This window comes from Haloplanus natans DSM 17983, from assembly GCF_000427685.1.
Lineage (GTDB): Archaea > Halobacteriota > Halobacteria > Halobacteriales > Haloferacaceae > Haloplanus > Haloplanus natans.
This window is the reverse complement of the sequence record NZ_ATYM01000003.1, coordinates 178,640-198,181: the sequence shown is the minus strand read 5'-3', so window position 1 is coordinate 198,181 and position 19,542 is coordinate 178,640. Positions and strand designations below refer to the sequence as shown.

Here is a 19,542-nt window from a genome sequence, read left to right as displayed (position 1 = left end):
GTTCGTCTGCCGTCGTGGTCAGTTAATCGGCCGTCTCATTCTTGTCTTCTGTGGCACCGGGGCTGAGTTCACCTAGCGACTGGCCGGCGAGTGTAACGGTCGCTGGCCCGGTGATGACACCCGACACATTGGCTGTGACCGTCTCACCCGATGCGAGCGTCACGGTCGTCGTTTCGAGTGTGGTTCCTTCAGCAGCGAGTGTCACGTCGAACGTGCCGGCCTCGTCCCCGACGTTCTCGATAGAGACACTGGCCTCAAATTCACCGGACGAGTCGTCGAACGAGTCCAGCGACGCAGCGCCGGTTTCGAAGACGGGCGAGCTGATGCCGATGGCGAACATCGAGAAGCCAGGCGTATCAGCTTCGAAGTAGTGGAACTCCTCGTCCTCGCGCGTCTGTCGCGTGGGGAGTGACCGCCAGCCGTCCGTTTCGTCACGATAGAGTGTGACGCTCTCGACGGACGCGCCGGTGGCCGTGAGGTAGCTCTTTCGAACGCGGAACCTGTGGGTGGCTTCCTCGATAGCTTCGTCGCTGTCGAAGGCCGTATCGACTTCGATGAAGCCAACCGGTCGCTGGTTCGTCTCGCTGACGAACCGCTTGCTCTCGTCGTCGAGCGTGTCCGTCGAGAGGTCCGGTCTCGCGTCCGTCGCGGAGTCGTCCATCGCGCGGTCGAAGACATCGATATCGCGCGAACTCACCTCGAGATCGTAGTCACCGGGCTGTTTGAACGTGATGTCGAGTCCGTCCGGAAGGACGTTCCGGGGCGTTGTCTCGTCTGTCCCACCGCTCTGGTCGTCGGCCTCAGTATCCGTCTCGGACTGGTCGGAGCCGGGCGGCGAGAGAGCGACAGCGACGCGTTCACCCGTACCGACGTTGCGCACGCTGACGGTCTGCCGATCGGTGGCTTCCCCAGGACCGCCGTCTTCGTCGTTGCCGCCCGCGGGTGCCGACGAGTCGTCGGGCTGGCCACCGTCGGGACTGGGGGCCGAAGAGACCGAGACGACCGATCGCGGGTCGTCGTCATCGTCGTCCGAGCGTGACGGGCGGTCATCGTCACCGTCGTTCGGGACGGAGCCGCCGCCGATCGGTCCGGACACGGCAGTCCGTTCGAGCCCTGGTTCGGGCCGTTGCGGGTTAGCTTGCAGGGACGGATACGACATGTGTGTCCCGTTGTCAACGACACTCCAAGTCGTGGCGAAATTAAACGCGGTGTTGATCTTCACCGAGGCACCTTTCAGCTCGCTTGTGGTAAGCCCAGTCGCGTCACCGGCCGACGACGACTGTGCGGTGGTCTCGGTGTCCCAGTAGCTGTTGGCGCTGTTCCCGTCTCCGCGCTCAGTCCCGACGAGCCCTGAATTGTCCCCGGTGACAGAGCCAGCGGCATACGTCCGGTTCACCGCTCCAGCATTGATCCCAACTAATCCGCCGACATCGCTGTCAGCAGCAACGCCCCCCGTGCCATACGAGACAGTGACGCTCCCATTGCTCGCCCCGACGAGGCCGCCGGCGATTGTTTTGGCGACGACATCCCCCGACGCCGACGAGTTAGCGATGAAGTGCGTCTTGATGCCACCTGTTGTGATGAACTCACCCACCAAGCCACCGGCGTATATGCCGGTCGCGTTCACCGCTCCGCTTGCCGTTGAGCCGGTGATGTTCCCTTCGGCGACCGTTCCGACGAGGCCGCCGACGCTGTCCGCTCCGTCGACGTCACCAGTTGCGGTCGAATTGACCACACTTAGATCAGCAGGCGGAGAAACACCGAGCGCGGAGAGGCCGACAGTCCCGACGAGGCCGCCAACGTTGTCACTGCTGCTAGCCACGTCGCCAGTTGCACGCGAGTCGGTGACGTTGCCACCTGTAGCTCCAATGAGGCCGCCGTGGGTATCCGCAGGGCCTCTGCTCTCGACCGAGATGCGCTGTACGTCACCGGTCGCGGCCGAGCCGGTCACATCTCCGAGCGCGAGACCGATCAACCCGCCGGTGTACGCCTGCCCAGAGACAGCCCCATCCGCTGTCGAGCCGGTGACCGTCTCTCCGACTCCAGCGAGGCCGCCGACGAGGGCTTGGCCGGCGACAGTTGCATTCGCCGTTGAATTGCGGATTACCGATCCGCTCGTGAAGACACTGCCGTCACTCTGGGGCACCGTACTGCCCACGACACCACCGGCCGTTCGACCCAAAACGTTTGCTTCGACTCCCTCGTACGTCGCGATCCCATCGGGGTTCTCGTTCATCGAGGCGTTCTCGACAGTGCCGTTGATCACGTAACCAGCGACCCCACCAGCGGCACCGTCTGTTAAGACGTTCCCGTTCACCGCGACGTTCGTGATCGTCCCGTTCACCGTGTAGCCGGCAAGTATGCCAGCCCCGCCGGCAAACGTAGCAACCGAGTCGCCGGTGACGTTTCCGTTCACCGTGACATCGGTAATTCTCACGTCCGTCGCGTAGCCGACGAGCCCACTGGCGTTCGACCCGTCGCTGACGTTCACGTTGTCAAGCGTCACCCGCTCGATCGTGACGTCTGTGGCGTTCCCGAACAGACCGGCTTCTTCCTGGGTAGTCCGGTTGATCCGGAGCCCAGCGATCGTGTGCCCGTCACCGTCGAACGACCCGCTGAACGGTGTCGCCGCGGTCCCGATCGGCTCCCACCCAGCGCCGCCGTTCGCCGTCTCATTGGCGTAGGTGTCGTAGTCAGCAGTCTCCTCGTCCAGATTGGTAACGAGCGTGAAGTTCGCATTGGGGAGCCCACGCACGCTGTCGAGGTGTGACCAGTTGCCGATCTGGTACGGGTCCGCAACCGTCCCGTTCCCACCGAGGAACGGGGGAACCACGGACTCTACCCCCGGTGCTGGCTCCTGCGTGTTCGGCTGCAGATACGGGTACGAGATGGCCGTAGGGGAGGCGACGACACGCCAGTCGGCAGTGAAATCGAGATTCGTGTTGGCCTCTGCGTCAGCGCCTTTCAGTTCGGCCGTTGTCAGACCGGTGCCACCCGCAGACGAGTTCTGGGTGGTCGTTTCGGTGTTCCAGTAGACATCAGTCGCCGAACCGCCGTCACTCAGCCCGACTGCGCCGCCGACGTTCGTCTCACCAGTGACGTTACCAACGGCATACGCTCCATCGATACCGGCTTTGTTTTTACCAACGAGACCACCGACCTTGTCGCTGCCAGTGACGTTTCCAGTCACGTATGAATCCGAGATCACGTTCGCAGTCGAGCCGCCGGAAACTCCAGCAAGGCCACCAACCCGGCTGCCGTCGCTTGTGACGTTCCCGTTCACAATCGAGGTTGCGATGGTACTACCGTAGAGAGAGCCAGCGACACCCCCAACCGCGCTATATCCGGTTACATTCCCGGTCACGGTCGTATTCGATATTGACTTATCGGCGTAGCCGGCGGCACCCCCGATGAAGCTACCGTATTGGCCGCCGGTCATATCACCGGACATGAGCGAGTCTGAGACCGGACCTCCCTCACCGATGATACCACCACTACGGCCGCCAAAGAAAGTGGTAGTCATGTCACCGGACATGGTGGCATTCGATACGGGACCGTTCGACACGCCGACGATACCACCACTGTAGGTGTTACCGGTCACATCACCAGACATAGTGGTGTTCGAGACCGAGACAGCCTCGCCAACGATACCGCCGGTACGCTCGTTGCCAGTCACGTCACCAGATGCGGCGAGGTTCGACACTGAAACGGTCGCAACACCAATCACCCCACCAACTCGGTTGGCGTCGCTAGTGACCGTGGCACTCACCGTCACGTGGTCGACGCTGCCATCGTTGGCGTACCCAACAGCCCCACCAACAACTGCTGCAGTGCCGACTCTTTCAACGGCGGGGTCGCCACCGGTTGCGCTCACCGTGCCGCTCACCTCGACGTTCCGTATCGAGGCGTTCGAGTAGCCGACCACCCCGCCGACATACTGCTTCCCAGTAATGTCGACATCGGCGAGTGTGACGTTCGTGATGGGGGCCGTTTCAGGCCCTGTCCGGCCGAACAGTCCGACCCGCTCCTCTTCCGGACGGTTGATTGTCAATCCCGAAATCGTGTATCCGTCACCGTCGAACGACCCGGTGAATTCGTTCTGGAATTCACCGATCGGGTCGAAGTTTGCGATGCTCGAGGCGTCGATATCGTTGCCGAGCACGTACGACGCGCCGAGATCGTCGTTCATCGCTCGGAGTTCCGATGCGTTCGTGATCACGTACGGATCTGCTTCCGTCCCGCTCCCCGAAGCGACAGTCACCTCCTCGCGCGTGGGCGAAAGCTCATCGTTGTTCATCGCCTGGAGTTCCGATGCGTCTGTACTCACGTACTCAGACAGGTCACCTACAGGCGAGATGGGATGGGGGTCATCTGTGGGGACTCCCCCTACGGCGGTAACCGTCCCCGCAAACAACGACGTAACCATCAGAACGGTGCACACGACAGCACCGATCGCTTGGAGTCGCTCGCTCACAAATACCTCCGAGAACTCGTGTCGACCTCGGTGTCGGTCCCGGCGGATGCGTCCGTTCCGGTGCTGCCTGCAACTGTAATTGCCTGTACGGTGAGACGACCACCTGCAACGGTGCAGAATCGTCTCACCGAGTCGGTGAGCCACCTTCTGCTAGTCGGCCGGATTGCCATATGCATCCCCCGGGGAGTCGCGGTATATAGCTAATATGCACATATGTCCATCGGCTCTTGTGTCGGAGAGTGGTGCTACCGTTCAACAGCAGTGGGAGCGGGGAGGACGGACGGGCGGCATTGGTACGCCAACCCCTTCGGGTCAAGCCCGTGGCATCCGCCTTGTCCCGACTGTGAACTGGCGGAGTCCAGTTCACCACGACAGCGAAAGGAGGCCGTCGCTTGGACCGATCAACGCACACTCGGGCCAACGTTTATACTATTCAATCAGTGAATTGCCTCGGAGTCAAGTGGTTCGAGAGACCGTCGGTCTCTCGTCATCACGAAACGGCGTAGCCGTTTCGAACGACCCCGAGGCTTCCCGTGGGTTAGTCGGATACTCCCACTCGACCATCGGCCTGATAGCCTCGAACGGTCGGGTGGGTCACGGTCGGGGCGTCCACGGCCCCCGATGCCTGCCGTCGCACCTTCCGAACAACGGGAAGGCTGTTGAGAGCAGGCACATTCCAATCGAGTTTCTTCACGCCTTTCACGGCGATGTTGACGCTTGCACCACGGTCGCTGTGGTCTTGATGCCCACAGTCTCGGCACTTGAACCGCTTCTTGTTACGGTTCGCACGCTCCGTATGCCCGCACATCGGACACCGCTGACTCGTGTACTTGGGCTTAATCCACACAGTCGGAATCCCCCTGAATGACGCCTTGTACGACGTATAGAACTGAAGGGCGCGGAACGGGAGGTGGTGCAAGCGTCGGTTCATCCGCGTGCCGTAGTCGATACTGTCGCGCATCTCTTTGAGGTCTTCAAAGACGATACACGGCTTCTCAAACCGTTGACTCCACTCCACGATATGTCGAGACACCTTGTGGAGTCGGTCACGGACGAACCGTTCCTCACGCCCTTCCAGCGTGTTGTGGATGCTGTCTTTCCCCGCGTTCTGAACGCGCTTTCGCATCGTGAAGTAGCGGTGACGCTCGAACTTGATTTCGGGAAAATCGATAACCAACGTGTCCTCGACGCCACCCTCGGAGAGCGCGGTCAACGCTACGTTGTCCTCGTTCACGTCCACACCGACGACCGTACGTGAGTCCTGCTTGTCTCGGACGGTCTGCTCGGTATTGGTGACGTTGACGTGCAACTCGGCGTTCTCGTTGTGGAACAGGGTTTCTGCCGTCCCAATCTTCCACTCGTCGCTTTCGAGTGCGGTCCTGAGAATGTCGAGGTGGGCTTCACTCCCTTCGAGGACGCCCTTGACGTGATTGTACGGCTTCGCGCTGATGCGGAACGCCACGTCACCATCGTCGGTGAGTGACAGGTTGTACCCTTCCTCGTGGTTGGCTCGAAGCGGGTACGTGCCATCCTTGGTGTGACTCGGCTGTCCGAAGTCGTCGTACTCGTAGTAGTTCTCCATTGCGCCGAGAGCCTTGGCGACGACGCGCTGTGTCGTGTTTTTCACGAGGTTGGCGTCGTCGGCCACGCGGCCAGGAATTGCATTCCAATCCACACCTTCTTTGGCGAGACGGATGGTCTCGTTGTACACCGAGCGGGCTTCAAGTGTGGCGTCGTACAACAGGCCCCCGTTGCCACTCTGAATGTCGAGTTGGAAGTCCAGAGTCTTGACGAGGGGATTAGTAGTCATTTAATTCGAACGTCAATAAGCCGGCCGATCTCGTGGGTCGGTGAGGCATATTGGACATGAAATCCAGAATCATACGACTTTTCATGGCACTCTAAGGTGCGTTCAACGTTGACCGTAACGGTGGGGAGGCCATCCCATGGCGGCAGAACTTCTTCTTCACGCCCGTTGTTGATTGCTTGTTCTGCTTCCTCTCGCGTCAATTCCTCGTACTCATCAAGCCACCACTGACGGGACGCATTAATATCCACAACACAGTATTCTGGTTGTTCATCAACCGGCTCTGTGTACACGATGGAGGGGTCAATCCCCACCCGGTCTAATTCGTCCAGCGAGATTTTTGCAAAACACATGAGCGTCTCCCCTTCGTCTTCGATGCTGGCACGCGACATAGTTGCGTTTAGGGTTGCCTTGGGGAGTGTATCGTGGTGGTACGATGACCCGTCATATTTCGACGTGGGAGCACTCATCGACCCATCGAACCGAAGAACAACGTCCTTTCCCTCGGCCTCACAGAGTATCTGAACGATGGAAGCAGTTCGAGCAGACTCGGTTGTCGTACTACTACTCATCATCTCCTCCGTCGGGTTCTGAGGTTCGGACGACTTTCACGTCGGCCCCACGCCAGCGTTTAGGGACGGTGACGTGGGCACTGTTCCCGAACGGTTTGACCTCACTGTCGAGAACTTCCTCGCCGTCTATTTCAAAACGATTCACCATACTAGAGTATATATTTTGGATATACTTAATTGTATTGGTGTTGACGGTTCGATATGGGTGAGAAGCGGTCGGACCACACGGTGTACAACGTCAACTACCACTTTGTGTGGTGCCCGAAATACCGCCACGCGATACTCGAACCAATTGAAGATTCATTGGAAGCGAGTTTCCGCGACGTGTGTGACGAGTACGATTACGAGATACTGTCGTCGTCCGAAAATCGGAGATTTTCGTGATCACGAGAGACCGCGTCTCTCGAACGACTCCACATCTCACCTGACCACGTACACCTGTTTCTGTCAGCCCATCCGAAGCACGCCCCGAGCGAGATTGTGCGAACGGTCAAGAGCATCACGGCACGAGTGATGTGGGAACAGCACGAGTCGCTCTTGGAGGAGTATCTGTGGGGCGGTGGGTTCTGGGAGGAATCGTACTACGTTGGGACGGCAGGCGACGTTTCGACAGACACGATTGAGCAGTATATCGACCGCACGGAACACGTTTAGCAGAGCGTACGGCCTTCACCTTCGGGGTCAAGCCCCGAGGCACTCGGCCTGCTCCGCCTGTAGAGGATAAGTCGTTCAGCAACGAGTTCGTCCCGGAGGTCACGTGCATCCAGTTTGCGGAAGTGGCGGCGAGCCCCCTCTCGGGACAAATTACGGGCCTACGTTGTTGGCGGGTCGAGAGGGGTGGTGACGCGTTCGTACAGGTCACGGTGCTGAGACGAGGGGCGGCGAGCGGACAATGACATCCTCTCCGGCGTGAACGCCGGGTTTTCCTCGCGCTGGCGGTGTTCAGGGCGGGCTCACTCCGGCGCCGAGCAAAGTCGCCGGGCGGCGTCAAGCGCGTCCGTTGCGCGTGCTGTCGTGACCGCGTCGGGACTGTAGGCCGCCCGTTCGTACGTGCGCGTCAGGTCTTCGAGTGCCGATAGCGCATCGTCGCCGAGCCCGGCCTCGCAGCGCTGGACGAACTCCCAGTGTGTCTGTGCTGGACCCACCGAGAGGTCGAGTTGGTGGGTCAGTCGCTCACGGACGATCGCGTACGTGGCCTCGACGGCAGCCGTCTCGTCACCCGCGTCCAGGTAGCCTTCGGCAACGTCGAGCGGCGACCGCGCCGTCGGCTGTGCAGCCGCGGCAGTTGCAGGGACGCGCGGGCTGGCTTCGTCGGCGTCTACGTCCCCAGCCGCATCCCCGGCGTTCGTCTCGGACGGGTCGTCCGCGGTAGCATCGGCGTGCCCCTCGTCGTTGGCGTCGGCATTGCCCGTCGCTGTCGCCGCCGGCGCGCTGTCCGGTTCGGCATCCGTACGTTCGATAACCGTCCTGGCGATCACGAGGAGCGCCCCAATCCCGACCACGGCCAGCGGCCAGACCCACGTCGGAATCGAGGGGGACGTGACGACGTCGAGGACGGCTGCGGGGACGGCCATCGGGTTGATTCCCCCATCGGTGCTCACGATGGAGCCGATGCGGCGATCCGTCTCAGCAGCGTCCGGCGCCGGCAACCGCGCCGTCGTCGTCGTCGATGCGGGGGCGAGATTCGTTCCGTTCCCGGTGAAGACGGCTCGTACAGTGACGGCCTGCTGTCCATCAGCGGTGGCGTTCACCGGCAGTGTGACCGACTGACGGAACCGACCGCGGTCGGTCGTCGTCAGGGTCGCGACTCGCGTGCCGTCGATCCGAACGTCGACGGACTGTGATGGGACGGCACGCCCGTCCGCGGTCGTAACCGATCCGTTAATTTGGATCGTCCGCCCTTGTCGGTGGTTGGCCGTGAGCGAGAGCGCCGTCTCACTTTCGAGAACGTCGACCGACTGATTCGAGCCCGTTGCGGTAACCGCCCGATCTCGAATGCCGACGACCGCCGAGAGCGGCTGCGTCCCTGACGGGATATCGGCTGGCATCCGCATCGACAGGGTGAACCGCCCCGTCTCGTCGGTTCGCACCACCCCCAGCCGTTGCGGGCCCAGTTCGAGGCTGATCGGCATCGACGCGACGGGGCGGTCACCGACGCGGAGCGTGCCGGTGACGCGAACTCGATCGCCGAAGGCGACCGTCGATGGCGCACGACCGAGGGACACCGTTCCCGAGACCTGCTGCACGTCGACGCGAACAGTACGTGTCGCCCCTAAATACCTCGATGTTCGGGTCGGTAGGTAACGAACCGTCACCGTACTCGTGTTCGCCGGGAGCCGAACCGGGCGGTACAGGAAAGAGAACGTGCCGTCCGGGCCGGTCGTCGTCCGGATGCGCTGGGCCCCGATGCTGAACTCGACGCGGCGGTTCGCGATCGTCGTCCCGTTGGTCGTTCGAAGTTCGCCCTGCAGTCGCAGTGGCCGAATGAACGAGGCCGTCGACGAAGTCTGTAGGATCTCGAGATCAGTTCGGATTCGCTCGCTCAACACGATGTCGCGCCGAAGTTCGGTCAGATCTCGCTGCGTCTCGTCGACTGCCCGGGTCGCTCCGCTCAGGTCCGCCCCAGTCCGGTTTTCGAGCCGACGATACTCGTCGCGCAACTCGTGACTCGTCCGATTTGCCCGGGCGATCTGCCGAGCGAGGTCCAGCGCTAGAGCGCGCGCCCGCCGATCGTTGCCGGTAGCTTTCGCCTCTCGATAGGCTGCCTCGACATCTCGAACCGTCTCGACGGTATCCGTGTACGACCGCTGCGTGCCCTGGGTTTCGGCGAACTGCTCCGCGGTCTCGTCGTCATCCGAGCGACTCGTGTCGCCGGCGACATCGACGAGCTTCCGGAGCGAGTCGTTGTACTCGGGCCCGAGCAGGGTACGCGCCCGCTGGTACTCGCGTTGAGAGAGATTGATCGCACCGGCTTCGAGCCGGGTCGCAAGGGAGCCAGCAAGCATCGCTTGTACGGCCTGCAGATCACCGAGTTGGCTGACGTTCGCCGGATTGCGATGTCTGACAGTGGTGTTGTTCTGTGCGGTCACTGGTGGCGCCTCGATCGTCGGAGACGGTGTGCTCGCGTACGCCGCGTCGGACGACGCCACAGCGGTCCCCGATGCCGGGACGGCGACTGTAGCGAGCAAGAGGATCCCGGCAACGAGCGGCGTCGCCAATCGGCGTCCACAGCACAGGCCCACAGAAGATCGGATCACGATCATATATTTCTACCACCCGTATAAATTCGCTTCCTTCGCTCTCCGGTCACTGTTGAGTGACAATCATCCCGGGCAGATCAGAACCCCCCCGATCTCCCGTTGCCGGTGGACGTACTCTTGCTGTCGGACTGAGTAGCACGGTGGCGGCGACCAGTGAACTCCCGTTTTAGCCACCTCTATCGGTTGGCAAGCGCGTAACCGCGTCACTCCGATGTAGTCGCTGCCATCGCCGGGGCGGTCGAGTTCGGGCATGAGTCACTCGGACACCGCACCGCCTCGTCGGCGATCCTCGTCGGCCTATCGTTCCGCTGCCGACACCGAACATTCAATTGTGTGTCGGGCGTCTGTACGCGCAGAGGACATGAACGTCACGCGGCGCTTCTGGACAGTTGCGGGCATCGGAGGCGTGTTTGCCGCCCTCGCCGTGCTCGCTGCCCAGCCGCGCTGGTTGCTCGGGACCATCGGCATCGGAGCGTGGCTGCTTGGTCTCCAGTACGCCGCGTACCGATCGCTTCGCGAAATCGACGAGGGCCTTCGGATCGAGTACGATCTCGACCGACCCCGTCTCCCCGTGGAACAAACGGTACAGGTGAGACTGACTGTCGAACTCGCTGTGCCGACTGCCTCCGCGGTGACGGTGACGGCGCGTCCACCGACGAGTGCCCGAGGGACGTCGGTCGCAGCGCGGCGCGTCCGGCTCGCTCCCGGAACGACCGGCGTCGGCACCGAGTTCACGCTTACGATGCCCGTCGCCGGCGAGTTCGACTTCGATGCCGCCCGCGTCGAGGTGCGCGGTGCGGGTGGCTGCTACGCGGAAACGCTCGTTCGTGGGCCGCAACCGGCGGTGACGGTCGAGCCGCGGTATCCGCGGAACCTACACGTCGGCCAGGGCGGCGAGAGCGTGGAGTCACTGTTCGGTGAACACCCCACTAAAGAAACAGGACCGGGGCTCCTCCCCGACCAGATTCGACAGTACGTCCCTGGCGACAGTATGCGGTACATCGACTGGAAGGCAACGGCCCGACTGGCTGATCTCCACATCCAGCAGTTCGAAACCGAAACCGAACGCAAGACGGTTCTCGTCGTTGACCACCGGTCGACCCTCGAGGTCGGTCGCGAGGGCGAGACGATGCTGGACTATCTCCGCGAGGTGGCGATGGGTGCGGCCGGCGCCGCCGAGGAACAGAACGATCCGCTCCGGCTGTACACAGTTGGCAACAACGGAATCACGACTCGTCAGCCGTCGACCGCGGCCCGGTCGGCGTACGGAGTGATCCGGCGCCGCCTGCTCGATCTGTCGGCGCTCCCGGCCCCCGCCACTGCCGACCACCACCGGCCGCGACACCGCGTCACCGCGGATACCGCGGTGGCCCCCGAGTACGCGGAGCGTATCCGCTCCCGGTTATCGCAGTCAGACACGCGCTTTGCGACGACGCTTCGACCATATCTCGAGAGTACGAACGCGTACGTGTCGCGACTCTCCGGTGACAGTCTGTTCCAGACGATGCGGACGATCGACACTCGACAGCGCGGCACGCTCTGGACGGTACTGTTCACCGACGACGCGAAGCGGGCAAGCCTCCGCGAGACGGTCAAGCTGGCGCGCCGGAACGGGAATTACGTCATGCTCTTTCTCGCGCCGCGCGTGCTCTACGAGCCAGACGCGAGCGTGGACGGGGAAGCCGCCTACGAGCGCTACCGTTCGTTCGAGAATTTTCGTCAGGAATTGAATCAGTTCTCGCGTGTCGCTGCGTTCGAAGTCGCCCCCGGTAACCGACTCGACGCGCTCCTTGACGCCCATCGCCTTCGTATGCGGCAGTCCGCATGACACATAGTGCGAGCGCATACCCGCGTCTTCAGGCGCGGGTCAAGCGGACAATAGCGTACATCCCCACCGATGATAGCACGGCTGGATTTCCCACCGTGTACGATAGTTTTAAGACACCACAGAGGCATAGTGTGTAGTACGGATGAAGACCACACGGCACGCAACGTACAACCTCAACTACCACATAGTGTGGATACCGAAGTACCGCCAATCGGTACTCGTCGGTGACGTTGCAACCCGTGTGCGAGACATCCTTCACGAAATAGCCGACGAGAAAGGGTTGGAGATTATCGACCTCACCGTCCAACCCGACCACATCCACCTGTTCGTCAGTAGCCCGCCGAAACACGCCCCGTCACTTCTCGCCAACTGGTTCAAAGGCATCAGTTCGCGGAAATACAACCACCGACACGCCGACCACGACGGCGAGAAAATCAAGTGGGCACGCGGCTACTACGCAGGAACAGCGGGACACGTTTCGAGCGAGACTGTCGAGAAGTACATCGAGCGTCACGAGGAGGACGAACAGTGACGGAACTCACCGAGACGCTGGAACTCAAGCTTGTGGAGCCGAACGCCCACAAGCACCGCAAACTCTGTGAGACGAAACAAGCGTACCAAGACGCGCTCGAAGCCGCGTTCAACGCCAACTGCACCACACAGTCAGCGGCCAACGACGTAGTGGTCAACTACGACCTGAGCGGCTACGCGAAGAACGCGCTCAAGAAGTACGTCCCACAACTCTGTGGCGGAAGCTACAACGCGAAAGAGCTTCACGACGACCACCCTGTTCGGTTCACGAATGAAGGCCCGAAGCTCGACCACAAGCCGCAGAACGCAATTGAGTGGTACGTCAAAATCCCGCACCACGACGACTACCACCTCTGGTTGCCCGCACAACCGAACCCCGAACAACGGGAGTGGTTGGAAGCGTTGCACGCGGGAGACGCGAAGATGGGTGAATGTCGGCTGTTCAACCGCGACAGTGAGTGGTACTTCCACATCGTCGCCACGCGAGACGTGGAGGAGCGAGAAACCAGTTCGGCGGAGACGCCGATTGGGGTAGACATCGGGGAAGCCTCTTTGTTAACGGTGTGTCACCGTGACGAGCGCGGCTCCCCGACTGCACCCAACCTCTGGAACGACGAAGGCAAGCGAGTCCGACAACTCCGTGAGACGTACTTCACGGCGACCCGACGCCTTCAGAAACGCGGAAGCGAACGTATAGCAGAGTCCTACGGCGACGAGTTGTGGCGACACATCGACCACATCCTCCACACGGTCACGTCGGAGGTCGTCGCCTACGCCGACCAATTCGAGAACCCCGTGTTGGTACTCGAAGACTTGACGCACATCCGTGAGAACATGGACTACGGCGCGTTCATGAACCGCCGCCTTCACGGGTGGGGATTTGCGAAGATGCACGCTCAGATTCGCTACAAGGCGGCTGAGAAAGGGATTCGTGTGGAGACGGTGAATCCCGCGTACACTTCGAAGACGTGCCACTGTTGCGGAGAACAGGGCTACCGTCCGAAGCAGGCGACGTTCAAGTGTTCCAATTCGGAGTGTTGGGTTTCGGAGTACCAAGCAGACGTGAACGCCGCGCTCAATATTGCAGACCGCTACCTCAGCGGAGAGAGCCATTCAAGAGAATACACGAGTGGCGATGACTCGGCTGAGGAAGGGGGACGTTTGACCGTCCCACAAGACAGCCAAGCCGATGCTGACACCCAGCAAGAGACACTTGGAACGTATGCGTCTTGAAACCTTAGGGCCGCGCTCGGCCTGAAATCCTATGGTGGGATTCCCGCGACTTTAGGCGCGGGAGGAGGTCAATTAGGTAGCCCGACAGGGCCTCACGCTAATAAGGGGGAAGCCCACATCTGTCGTCTAGAGAGGGTCCCGACACGAAGGCGAGCGCTCTCGGTGGCCCGCCCAGCGTAGTCAGGACCACGAGCGGGCATCCCCGCGGAGACGGGATCACCGATGGTTTTAGCACAGTCACGAACGCAGTTCACCCCAACCCACACGCATGGTACTGTCCACAGACGGGTACGCACCGGGTATCGAAACGCCACTGCGGGCCACGCTGGCCGAATTCGTCAGCGCCGCGCTGTTCGTCGGCGTCGCGACGCTGGTCGGTGGGACAGTAGGCCTCGTCGGCGGCGCGTGCGCTGCAGGTGTCCGTCTGGTCGCCGGGGGTCCCATGGGCTTTGCAGCCGGGATGCTTGTGCTCGGTGGACTGAGTGGCCGTGCCCCGCCGGCCGGCGTCGTAGCCGTTGCACTCACTCTCGCTGGTTGCTTAGTTACTGACCGCTCTATCGCCCGGCAACGACGCCGCGTCGTCGGGGGCTTCGCCGTCGCTGCAGGTGCTGTCGGTGGTGCGGTCGGCTGGATCCGCGTCACCGGTCTCGACATCGACCTTTGGGTGTTGAGCGGCGGCGTGCTCTGTGTGCTTGCGCTCTGTCTGTACGGTTTGCATCGCTACGAACTCGTCGTCCTCGGTGAGGTGGCGACGTGAGTCGATCGGCCGGCCGCGATGAATCGCCCGGTAGTCCCGCGCGGAAACGCGACGCGGAGACGGATGCAGACGTTGACGACCGGGACGGCGAGGCCGATACGGACGCCGCCACCGACCCCGAGACGTTGCGTGCGCAGGTCCGGCGGCTCCAGCAAGAAAACGACCGACTCCGCCGCGAATACGCGCGAACCCGCCGGCTCACCTATCGACGGACGGCACTCGCGCTTGGCCTCGTCGGCGTGCTCGCACTCGCTGCTGGCGTGCTCTTTCCCACCACACGCTCCGTCCTGTTTGCCCTCGGAGGCACCGGCCTTTTCGGCGGCGTCATGATCTACTACCTGACGCCCGGGCGATTCCTCACGGCCTCTGTCGGTGAGCGCGTCTACGAATCAGCCTCCGAGACGGAGGCCGCCATCTGTGCGGAACTCGGGGTGAGCGATCACCGGATTTACGTACCGAGAGCATCGCCCGTGACCGCGACGCTGTTCGTTCCCCAACACGAGCAGTACGAGCTCCCCCCGGGCGACGACCTCGATACGGTGTTCGTCGTCCCGGATGACAGCGCCCGGCGCGGCGTGGCGTTCACGCCAACCGGCAGCGGCCTGTTTCGAGACTTCCGTTCGACGCTCACCGGCTCGCTCGGGCGGTCGCCCGCCCGACTGGTCGATCAACTCACGGACGCGCTGGTCGAATCGTTCGAGCTCGTCGAGTCGGCTGAGCGTGACCTCGACGTGGCAAACGGCCGCCTCTCGGTCGAGACGACCGGCAACACGTACGCCGACACGACGGAGTTCGACCATCCAGTGGCGTCGTTTCTCGCGGTCGGGCTCGCCAACGGGCTCGACGAGCCAATCGTCGTCGAAACCACGGCGGGCGAGAACCCGGACTCGCTGGTGGTGACGTGTCGGTGGACGCCGTCGGATTCCGATACGAGCCTATCCGAAGCCGAAGCGACGGCCGAGGCGTGACGCCGCGAGCAGTCCGGGCCAGTCAATCGTCCGCCCCCTCGGTCGCCTCCGCGCCCGCCGTCTCGCCGTCCGCCGGGGACTGTCCGTCCGGCTGTGGCACGTCGAGTTGAGCTTCTGGCGCCGGCGTCGTCCCGAGGATGTCGTCGACGACGGACTCGATCGATCGATCGCTGAGCACTGCGTCGGTATTCAGCACCAGCCGATGTCTGAGCACGTCGGGGACCATAGCTTTGATGTCGGCCGGAAGCGCGTACTCCCGCCCCCGAATCGCTGCGTTGGCCTTTCCCGCATTCAGCAGCATGAGTGATGTCCGCGGCGAGGCGCCGTACTCGATGTCGGAAGCGGTTCGCGTCGCTGAAATGACCGACAGAATGTACTCTTTGACTTTCGGGCTGACGTGTACCTCTTCGACCTCACGTCGCGCCGCCAGTAACGCGTCCGGCTCGACGACCTGCGAGACGCTCTCCGGGCCGAGGCCCGGTTCGTCGTCGAAGCGGTTGAGCATCGTCCGCTCGTCGCCCGCTTCGGGCACATCGACGACGAGTTTGAATTGGAAGCGATCGCGCTGTGCCTCCGGGAGCGCGAACGTCCCCTCGTATTCGATCGGGTTCTGAGTCGCGATCACCATGAACGGTGTGGGAAGCGTCAGCGTCTCCCCCTCGATCGTCACTTGCCGCTCCTGCATCGCTTCGAGCAGTGCACTCTGTGTCTTCGGCGTCGCGCGGTTGATCTCGTCCGCGAGAACGAGATTGGCGAATACGGGGCCGCGCTGCACCTGAAACTCGCCCGTCTGCTCGCGGTACATCTGCGTGCCAGTGATGTCTGCGGGGAGGATGTCGGGAGTCATCTGAATCCGCCGGAAGTCGAGTCCCAACGCTCGGGCGAACAGATCCGCGATCGTCGTCTTGGCGACGCCCGGCACTCCCTCGAGGAGTACGTGCCCGCCAGTGAGTGCAGCGATCGTCAGGCGCTCGATGATAGGTTCGTTGCCGACGAGAACGGTACTGACTTCCTCGCTGACTGCCTGGTACACGTCCGCCGGGTCACTCATCGGTTTGTTCGTCACCGTCGCGGTACAAAGTTCCTGCCATCACCCGGCCTCGCGGCGCCTCGATGTTGCGTGATCGCGTTCGTGCCCGTGATTCGCCGTCTTCGGGCGCCGGTGTGTCCCGCCCTGCGTCGCGACGAGCCCACGGGGGACGCGCCTGCGCCGCCCGACGAGTTCCCAGCCCCCAGACCACGGCGATGCCGATGCCGCCCACGAGGAGTTGCAAAAGCGGCGACCGGCGCAGCCAGAGGACGGCAACCGCCAGCGGCGGCTGGCTCCCCGCGTGTGAGTAATCGAGGAGAACGCGCTCGTGTCGAGCGAGCAGGTGTCGCGTGAACGCCGCGTTGCCCGGCCGATCGATCATGGCGTTGATGAAGACGCTCGGATCGGAGACGACGATGACGCGTCCCTCGCCGACGGATTCGCTCGTCACGACCGGATACTGGTTGAGGGGTTCGGTGTCGTCCGGGCGTGCGTTGCCGTTCCGATCCAGATACGCGAACGCCGACGAGCGAACGAGCACGGTCGCATTAGCGGGGTCGACGACCGAGCCGTAATTGAGCGTGAGCGCGTCGATGTTGCTAAAGCGTCCGTTCGAGGAGACGTTCCGCGCCCGCGGCATCGCCGGCGAGCGGTAGTGGTGCCGTTCGTCTCGAAGGAGCGAGCCATTCACGCGCGCCTCGGCCCCGACGGCCGTCAGGAGCCGATTGCCGCCCGTGCCGACGTCCTCGGCGACGAGAAGCGTCCCGCCTCGCTCGACGAACCGCCGCACGCGCCGCGTCTCCGACGCGTTGTAGGGGTCGGTGGGTGCCAGCACGACGGCAAGCGTCTCCGTGGCGTTTGCGCTGTCGTACGAGGAGGTGTTCAGGAGGATGCGGCTCTCCGTCCCGACGGCCTCCGCTTCCGTCTGGAGACCCGACGTGCCGTCCCAGGCGGCGTTGTAGACCCCGAAGGCCGCGGCCGACGTACTCGCTGCGACGACGATCGCAATCGCGACGGCGACCGTCACCCCGGCGAGCACCCACTCCGGATACCCCCAGTCGCGCGGGCCTCGCATCGCTCACACCACCCCCGGGGGAAGGATCTCGAGTACCCGTCTGACGACGATATAGCTGAACGCGAGGAGTCCAAGGGCGATCACCCACTTCAGCCGCGCCCGCCACCGCGGCGTGACGCTGAACGGCGCGGTCAGTTCGACGACGACGAGGAAGCCGATGAGCGAGACGACAAAGAAGAGTTCACCCGTGAGTGACTCGAGGAGCGTTAGCACGATGATTGCGCCCAGCATCCACGCGATGGTCGCGTGGATGAACCGCTGGCGTCGTCGGGTAGCCATGCCACTCTTCGATGGGAGAGCCACCGTTACCAAGGTGTCGACTCGATCAGCAGGCGCGGCAGGGATCGGTTGGGCCGTGTGCCGGGGGCGGTGGTCTCGACATGCCGTCGGACAGTCGCCCGGTCCCGACTACCCCTTCCCTGTCACGTCGGCGAGGCGGAATCGGGAGCGTACTGCTGGATTCCACGGAAGGCGCGGGGACCGGCAGCCTGGATATCGGCCGGTTCGATGTCGAGCGCGTCGGCCTGCGCGGTGAGCTCGGCATACTGCGCGTCGGTAGCGAGCGTGTCGGGTGGATAGGCCGACTCGAGCAGCGTGATTTTTGCCCGGAGGGCGAGATACTGTCGGACGTCGTCGGCCGCTGCGACGCGTTCGATCAAGTCGGCGACGGTCTCGCGGAAGTCGTCGCGCTCGACCGGCCCGAGCCGCGACTCATCGAACGCCATGTCGTCGAGGTCGCCGTCGGGCTGTTGGTCAAAAACCATGAGAACGCCACAGTTGTGCCCGTCAGCACGTATCTTCGAAAGGACTTCACGGCCCGAGACGGCCGGCAGATTGCGATGCAACACGGCGACATCGACGCCGACGTCGATTTCACGCAACGCCTCTCGGCCGTCAGTCGTGAGACGGATCGTATATTCCCCCACGAGCCAGCTCGTATAGCGTTGCGCCGTCGTCGAGTCGCTTTCAGCGATAAGACTTTGCCGGCGTTTGGTTTGTTCTTTCGCTCTTGGGTAGAGGATTGTTGGTCAGTTCCGAGCAGTAGCTGGAAGTCACAGCGGGCAAGGGTGACGCGACCGCGTCACCCGACGAACGATGATGCCAATCAAGACGTTCGTCTCGGAGCGTCGGGCCGCGAATCTGCTGTCACAGATTCGCTGGCGTGACGGCGTCTATTGCCCACGCTGCCGTGGCGAATCCGTGATTCGGTACGGCAGCTATCGGGTATTTCAGCGGTATCTGTGTAAGGATTGCGACCGCACGTTCAACGATCAGACAGGCATGGTGTTCGAACACTCTGCGGTCGCACTCAGAAAATGGTTTCTCGCCGTCTACACGTACATCCGCTTCAACACCAGTCTGAGACAGCTAGATGTCGAAATCGACGTTTCGTACAAGACGATCTATCGGCGCGTCCAGCGCTTCCTGCAGGCGCTGGACGCGCCCCAGTTCCATCTCAAGGGACCGGTTGAGATCGACGAATTCTACGTGAAGGCGGGACGCAAAGGCCGCGAGCGCGACGGGCCGTCGCGCTCGCGTGGGCTGTCCACGCGCGGACGTGGAACGTACACTGAAGACAAGCCACCTGTGTTCGTCCTCGCGGATCGTGGTAGCGGTGAGCGGTACGTGATCCCTGCGAAAGCCGCCACCGAGTCAACGATTCGACTCCTGCTGGCCGATCGCCAGCAGGAGTCGCTGACCGTCTATACCGATGGCTTTCAGGCATACGAACCGCTTGAAGAGGACGACGCAGTCACTCGTGAATACGTCGTCCACGGCGACGGCGAGTACGTTGATGGAGCCGTTCACGTGAACACCTGCGAGAGCCACGCGTCGCTGGCGCGACGGTGGCTCTCGCCACATCGGGGCGTCTCGAAAGGCAGACTCACACCATATCTCCGAGCGTTTCAGCTCCGCCGTGAGGTGTTCTGAATTCCGGGTGAAGAAGCGCTCAAAACCATCCTCGAAACTGCGCTGTGATAGTGTTTATTGTAACTGGTTACCGGT

Annotated in this window: 15 protein-coding genes and 1 pseudogene; 7 read left to right on the top strand and 9 right to left on the bottom strand. The window is 62.5% G+C overall.

Going from position 1 to position 19,542, the window contains the following annotated elements; translation table 11 throughout:
* Nucleotides 1-22: 22 nt before the first annotated feature.
* The 4 genes from HALNA_RS00785 to HALNA_RS19615 form a co-directional block, all read right to left on the bottom strand.
* On the bottom strand, nt 23-4,474 hold the full coding sequence (locus HALNA_RS00785) for a PGF-pre-PGF domain-containing protein (RefSeq protein ID WP_084509828.1): 4,452 nt from the start codon (nt 4,472-4,474) through the stop codon (nt 23-25).
* Between the two features lie 538 nt (nt 4,475-5,012).
* A complete protein-coding gene (locus HALNA_RS00780) occupies nt 5,013-6,284 on the bottom strand; it encodes an RNA-guided endonuclease InsQ/TnpB family protein (RefSeq protein ID WP_049934304.1) in 1,272 nt (423 codons plus the stop codon).
* A complete protein-coding gene (locus HALNA_RS00775) occupies nt 6,281-6,853 on the bottom strand; it encodes a hypothetical protein (RefSeq protein WP_157573374.1) in 573 nt (190 codons plus the stop codon). The genes HALNA_RS00780 and HALNA_RS00775 overlap by 4 nt, the downstream gene beginning before the upstream one ends.
* Complete coding sequence (locus tag HALNA_RS19615; RefSeq protein ID WP_157573373.1) at nt 6,846-7,001, bottom strand: DUF2080 family transposase-associated protein; 156 nt, start codon at nt 6,999-7,001, stop codon at nt 6,846-6,848. The genes HALNA_RS00775 and HALNA_RS19615 overlap by 8 nt, the downstream gene beginning before the upstream one ends.
* Before the next feature lie 53 nt (nt 7,002-7,054).
* Between HALNA_RS19615 and tnpA (HALNA_RS00770) the strand changes: the two are divergent.
* Nucleotides 7,055-7,507: pseudogene (gene tnpA / locus HALNA_RS00770) on the top strand (IS200/IS605 family transposase).
* Nucleotides 7,508-7,806: 299 nt separating this feature from the next.
* On the opposite strand, the gene HALNA_RS00765 reads toward tnpA (HALNA_RS00770), so the two are convergent.
* Entirely contained in the window at nt 7,807-10,110 is a 2,304-nt protein-coding gene (locus tag HALNA_RS00765) for a DUF4129 domain-containing protein (RefSeq protein WP_169718989.1), read from the bottom strand.
* Between the two features lie 364 nt (nt 10,111-10,474).
* Between HALNA_RS00765 and HALNA_RS00760 the strand changes: the two genes are divergently transcribed.
* The 5 genes from HALNA_RS00760 (at nt 10,475) to HALNA_RS00740 (ending at nt 15,430) form a co-directional block, all read left to right on the top strand.
* Nucleotides 10,475-11,941, top strand: coding sequence for a DUF58 domain-containing protein (locus tag HALNA_RS00760; RefSeq protein ID WP_049934301.1), 1,467 nt, complete (start codon nt 10,475-10,477; stop codon nt 11,939-11,941).
* A gap of 142 nt (nt 11,942-12,083) precedes the next feature.
* Nucleotides 12,084-12,473, top strand: a complete 390-nt coding sequence (gene tnpA / locus HALNA_RS00755; protein WP_049934299.1) for an IS200/IS605 family transposase — start codon at nt 12,084-12,086, stop codon at nt 12,471-12,473.
* Complete coding sequence (locus HALNA_RS00750) at nt 12,470-13,705, top strand: RNA-guided endonuclease InsQ/TnpB family protein (protein ID WP_049934298.1); 1,236 nt, start codon at nt 12,470-12,472, stop codon at nt 13,703-13,705. Before tnpA (HALNA_RS00755) ends, HALNA_RS00750 begins: the two co-directional genes overlap by 4 nt.
* Before the next feature lie 268 nt (nt 13,706-13,973).
* Entirely contained in the window at nt 13,974-14,462 is a 489-nt protein-coding gene (locus tag HALNA_RS00745) for a hypothetical protein (RefSeq protein ID WP_049934296.1), read from the top strand.
* The gene (locus tag HALNA_RS00740) at nt 14,459-15,430 is read left to right on the top strand and encodes a hypothetical protein (protein ID WP_049934295.1); all 972 of its coding nucleotides are present in this window, start codon (nt 14,459-14,461) and stop codon (nt 15,428-15,430) included. Before HALNA_RS00745 ends, HALNA_RS00740 begins: the two co-directional genes overlap by 4 nt.
* Nucleotides 15,431-15,452: 22 nt before the next feature.
* Here the strand turns inward: HALNA_RS00740 and HALNA_RS00735 are convergent, their stop codons facing one another.
* The 4 genes from HALNA_RS00735 to HALNA_RS00720 all read right to left on the bottom strand — a co-directional run bounded on the left by HALNA_RS00735 (nt 15,453) and on the right by HALNA_RS00720 (nt 18,299).
* The gene (locus HALNA_RS00735) at nt 15,453-16,481 is read right to left on the bottom strand and encodes an AAA family ATPase (RefSeq protein ID WP_049934294.1); all 1,029 of its coding nucleotides are present in this window, start codon (nt 16,479-16,481) and stop codon (nt 15,453-15,455) included.
* Nucleotides 16,474-17,535, bottom strand: coding sequence for a DUF4350 domain-containing protein (locus HALNA_RS00730; RefSeq protein ID WP_049934292.1), 1,062 nt, complete (start codon nt 17,533-17,535; stop codon nt 16,474-16,476). Before HALNA_RS00730 ends, HALNA_RS00735 begins: the two co-directional genes overlap by 8 nt.
* Nucleotides 17,536-17,538: 3 nt before the next feature.
* On the bottom strand, nt 17,539-17,814 hold the full coding sequence (locus HALNA_RS00725) for a hypothetical protein (RefSeq protein ID WP_049934291.1): 276 nt from the start codon (nt 17,812-17,814) through the stop codon (nt 17,539-17,541).
* Between the two features lie 143 nt (nt 17,815-17,957).
* Nucleotides 17,958-18,299: a HalX domain-containing protein gene (locus tag HALNA_RS00720; RefSeq protein WP_157573397.1), complete on the bottom strand. Its 342-nt coding sequence runs from the start codon at nt 18,297-18,299 to the stop codon at nt 17,958-17,960.
* Nucleotides 18,300-18,630: 331 nt separating this feature from the next.
* On the opposite strand from HALNA_RS00720, the gene HALNA_RS00715 reads away from it, so the two are divergent.
* Nucleotides 18,631-19,467 (top strand): IS1595 family transposase, encoded by an 837-nt coding sequence (locus HALNA_RS00715; RefSeq protein ID WP_049934288.1) that lies wholly within the window; start codon nt 18,631-18,633, stop codon nt 19,465-19,467.
* The last annotated feature ends 75 nt before the right edge of the window (nt 19,468-19,542 follow it).

What these genes read in the sequence shown, in the direction of transcription:
- HALNA_RS00780 (WP_049934304.1), bottom strand. Translation starts at nt 6,284, where the DNA reads ATGACTACTAATCCCCTCGTCAAGACTCTGGACTTCCAACTCGACATT.
- HALNA_RS00775 (WP_157573374.1), bottom strand. Translation starts at nt 6,853, where the DNA reads ATGAGTAGTAGTACGACAACCGAGTCTGCTCGAACTGCTTCCATCGTT.
- HALNA_RS19615 (WP_157573373.1), bottom strand. Translation starts at nt 7,001, where the DNA reads ATGGTGAATCGTTTTGAAATAGACGGCGAGGAAGTTCTCGACAGTGAG.
- HALNA_RS00760 (WP_049934301.1), top strand. Translation starts at nt 10,475, where the DNA reads ATGAACGTCACGCGGCGCTTCTGGACAGTTGCGGGCATCGGAGGCGTG.
- tnpA (WP_049934299.1), top strand. Translation starts at nt 12,084, where the DNA reads ATGAAGACCACACGGCACGCAACGTACAACCTCAACTACCACATAGTG.
- HALNA_RS00745 (WP_049934296.1), top strand. Translation starts at nt 13,974, where the DNA reads ATGGTACTGTCCACAGACGGGTACGCACCGGGTATCGAAACGCCACTG.
- HALNA_RS00735 (WP_049934294.1), bottom strand. Translation starts at nt 16,481, where the DNA reads ATGAGTGACCCGGCGGACGTGTACCAGGCAGTCAGCGAGGAAGTCAGT.
- HALNA_RS00730 (WP_049934292.1), bottom strand. Translation starts at nt 17,535, where the DNA reads ATGCGAGGCCCGCGCGACTGGGGGTATCCGGAGTGGGTGCTCGCCGGG.
- HALNA_RS00725 (WP_049934291.1), bottom strand. Translation starts at nt 17,814, where the DNA reads ATGGCTACCCGACGACGCCAGCGGTTCATCCACGCGACCATCGCGTGG.
- HALNA_RS00720 (WP_157573397.1), bottom strand. Translation starts at nt 18,299, where the DNA reads ATGGTTTTTGACCAACAGCCCGACGGCGACCTCGACGACATGGCGTTC.
- HALNA_RS00715 (WP_049934288.1), top strand. Translation starts at nt 18,631, where the DNA reads ATGATGCCAATCAAGACGTTCGTCTCGGAGCGTCGGGCCGCGAATCTG.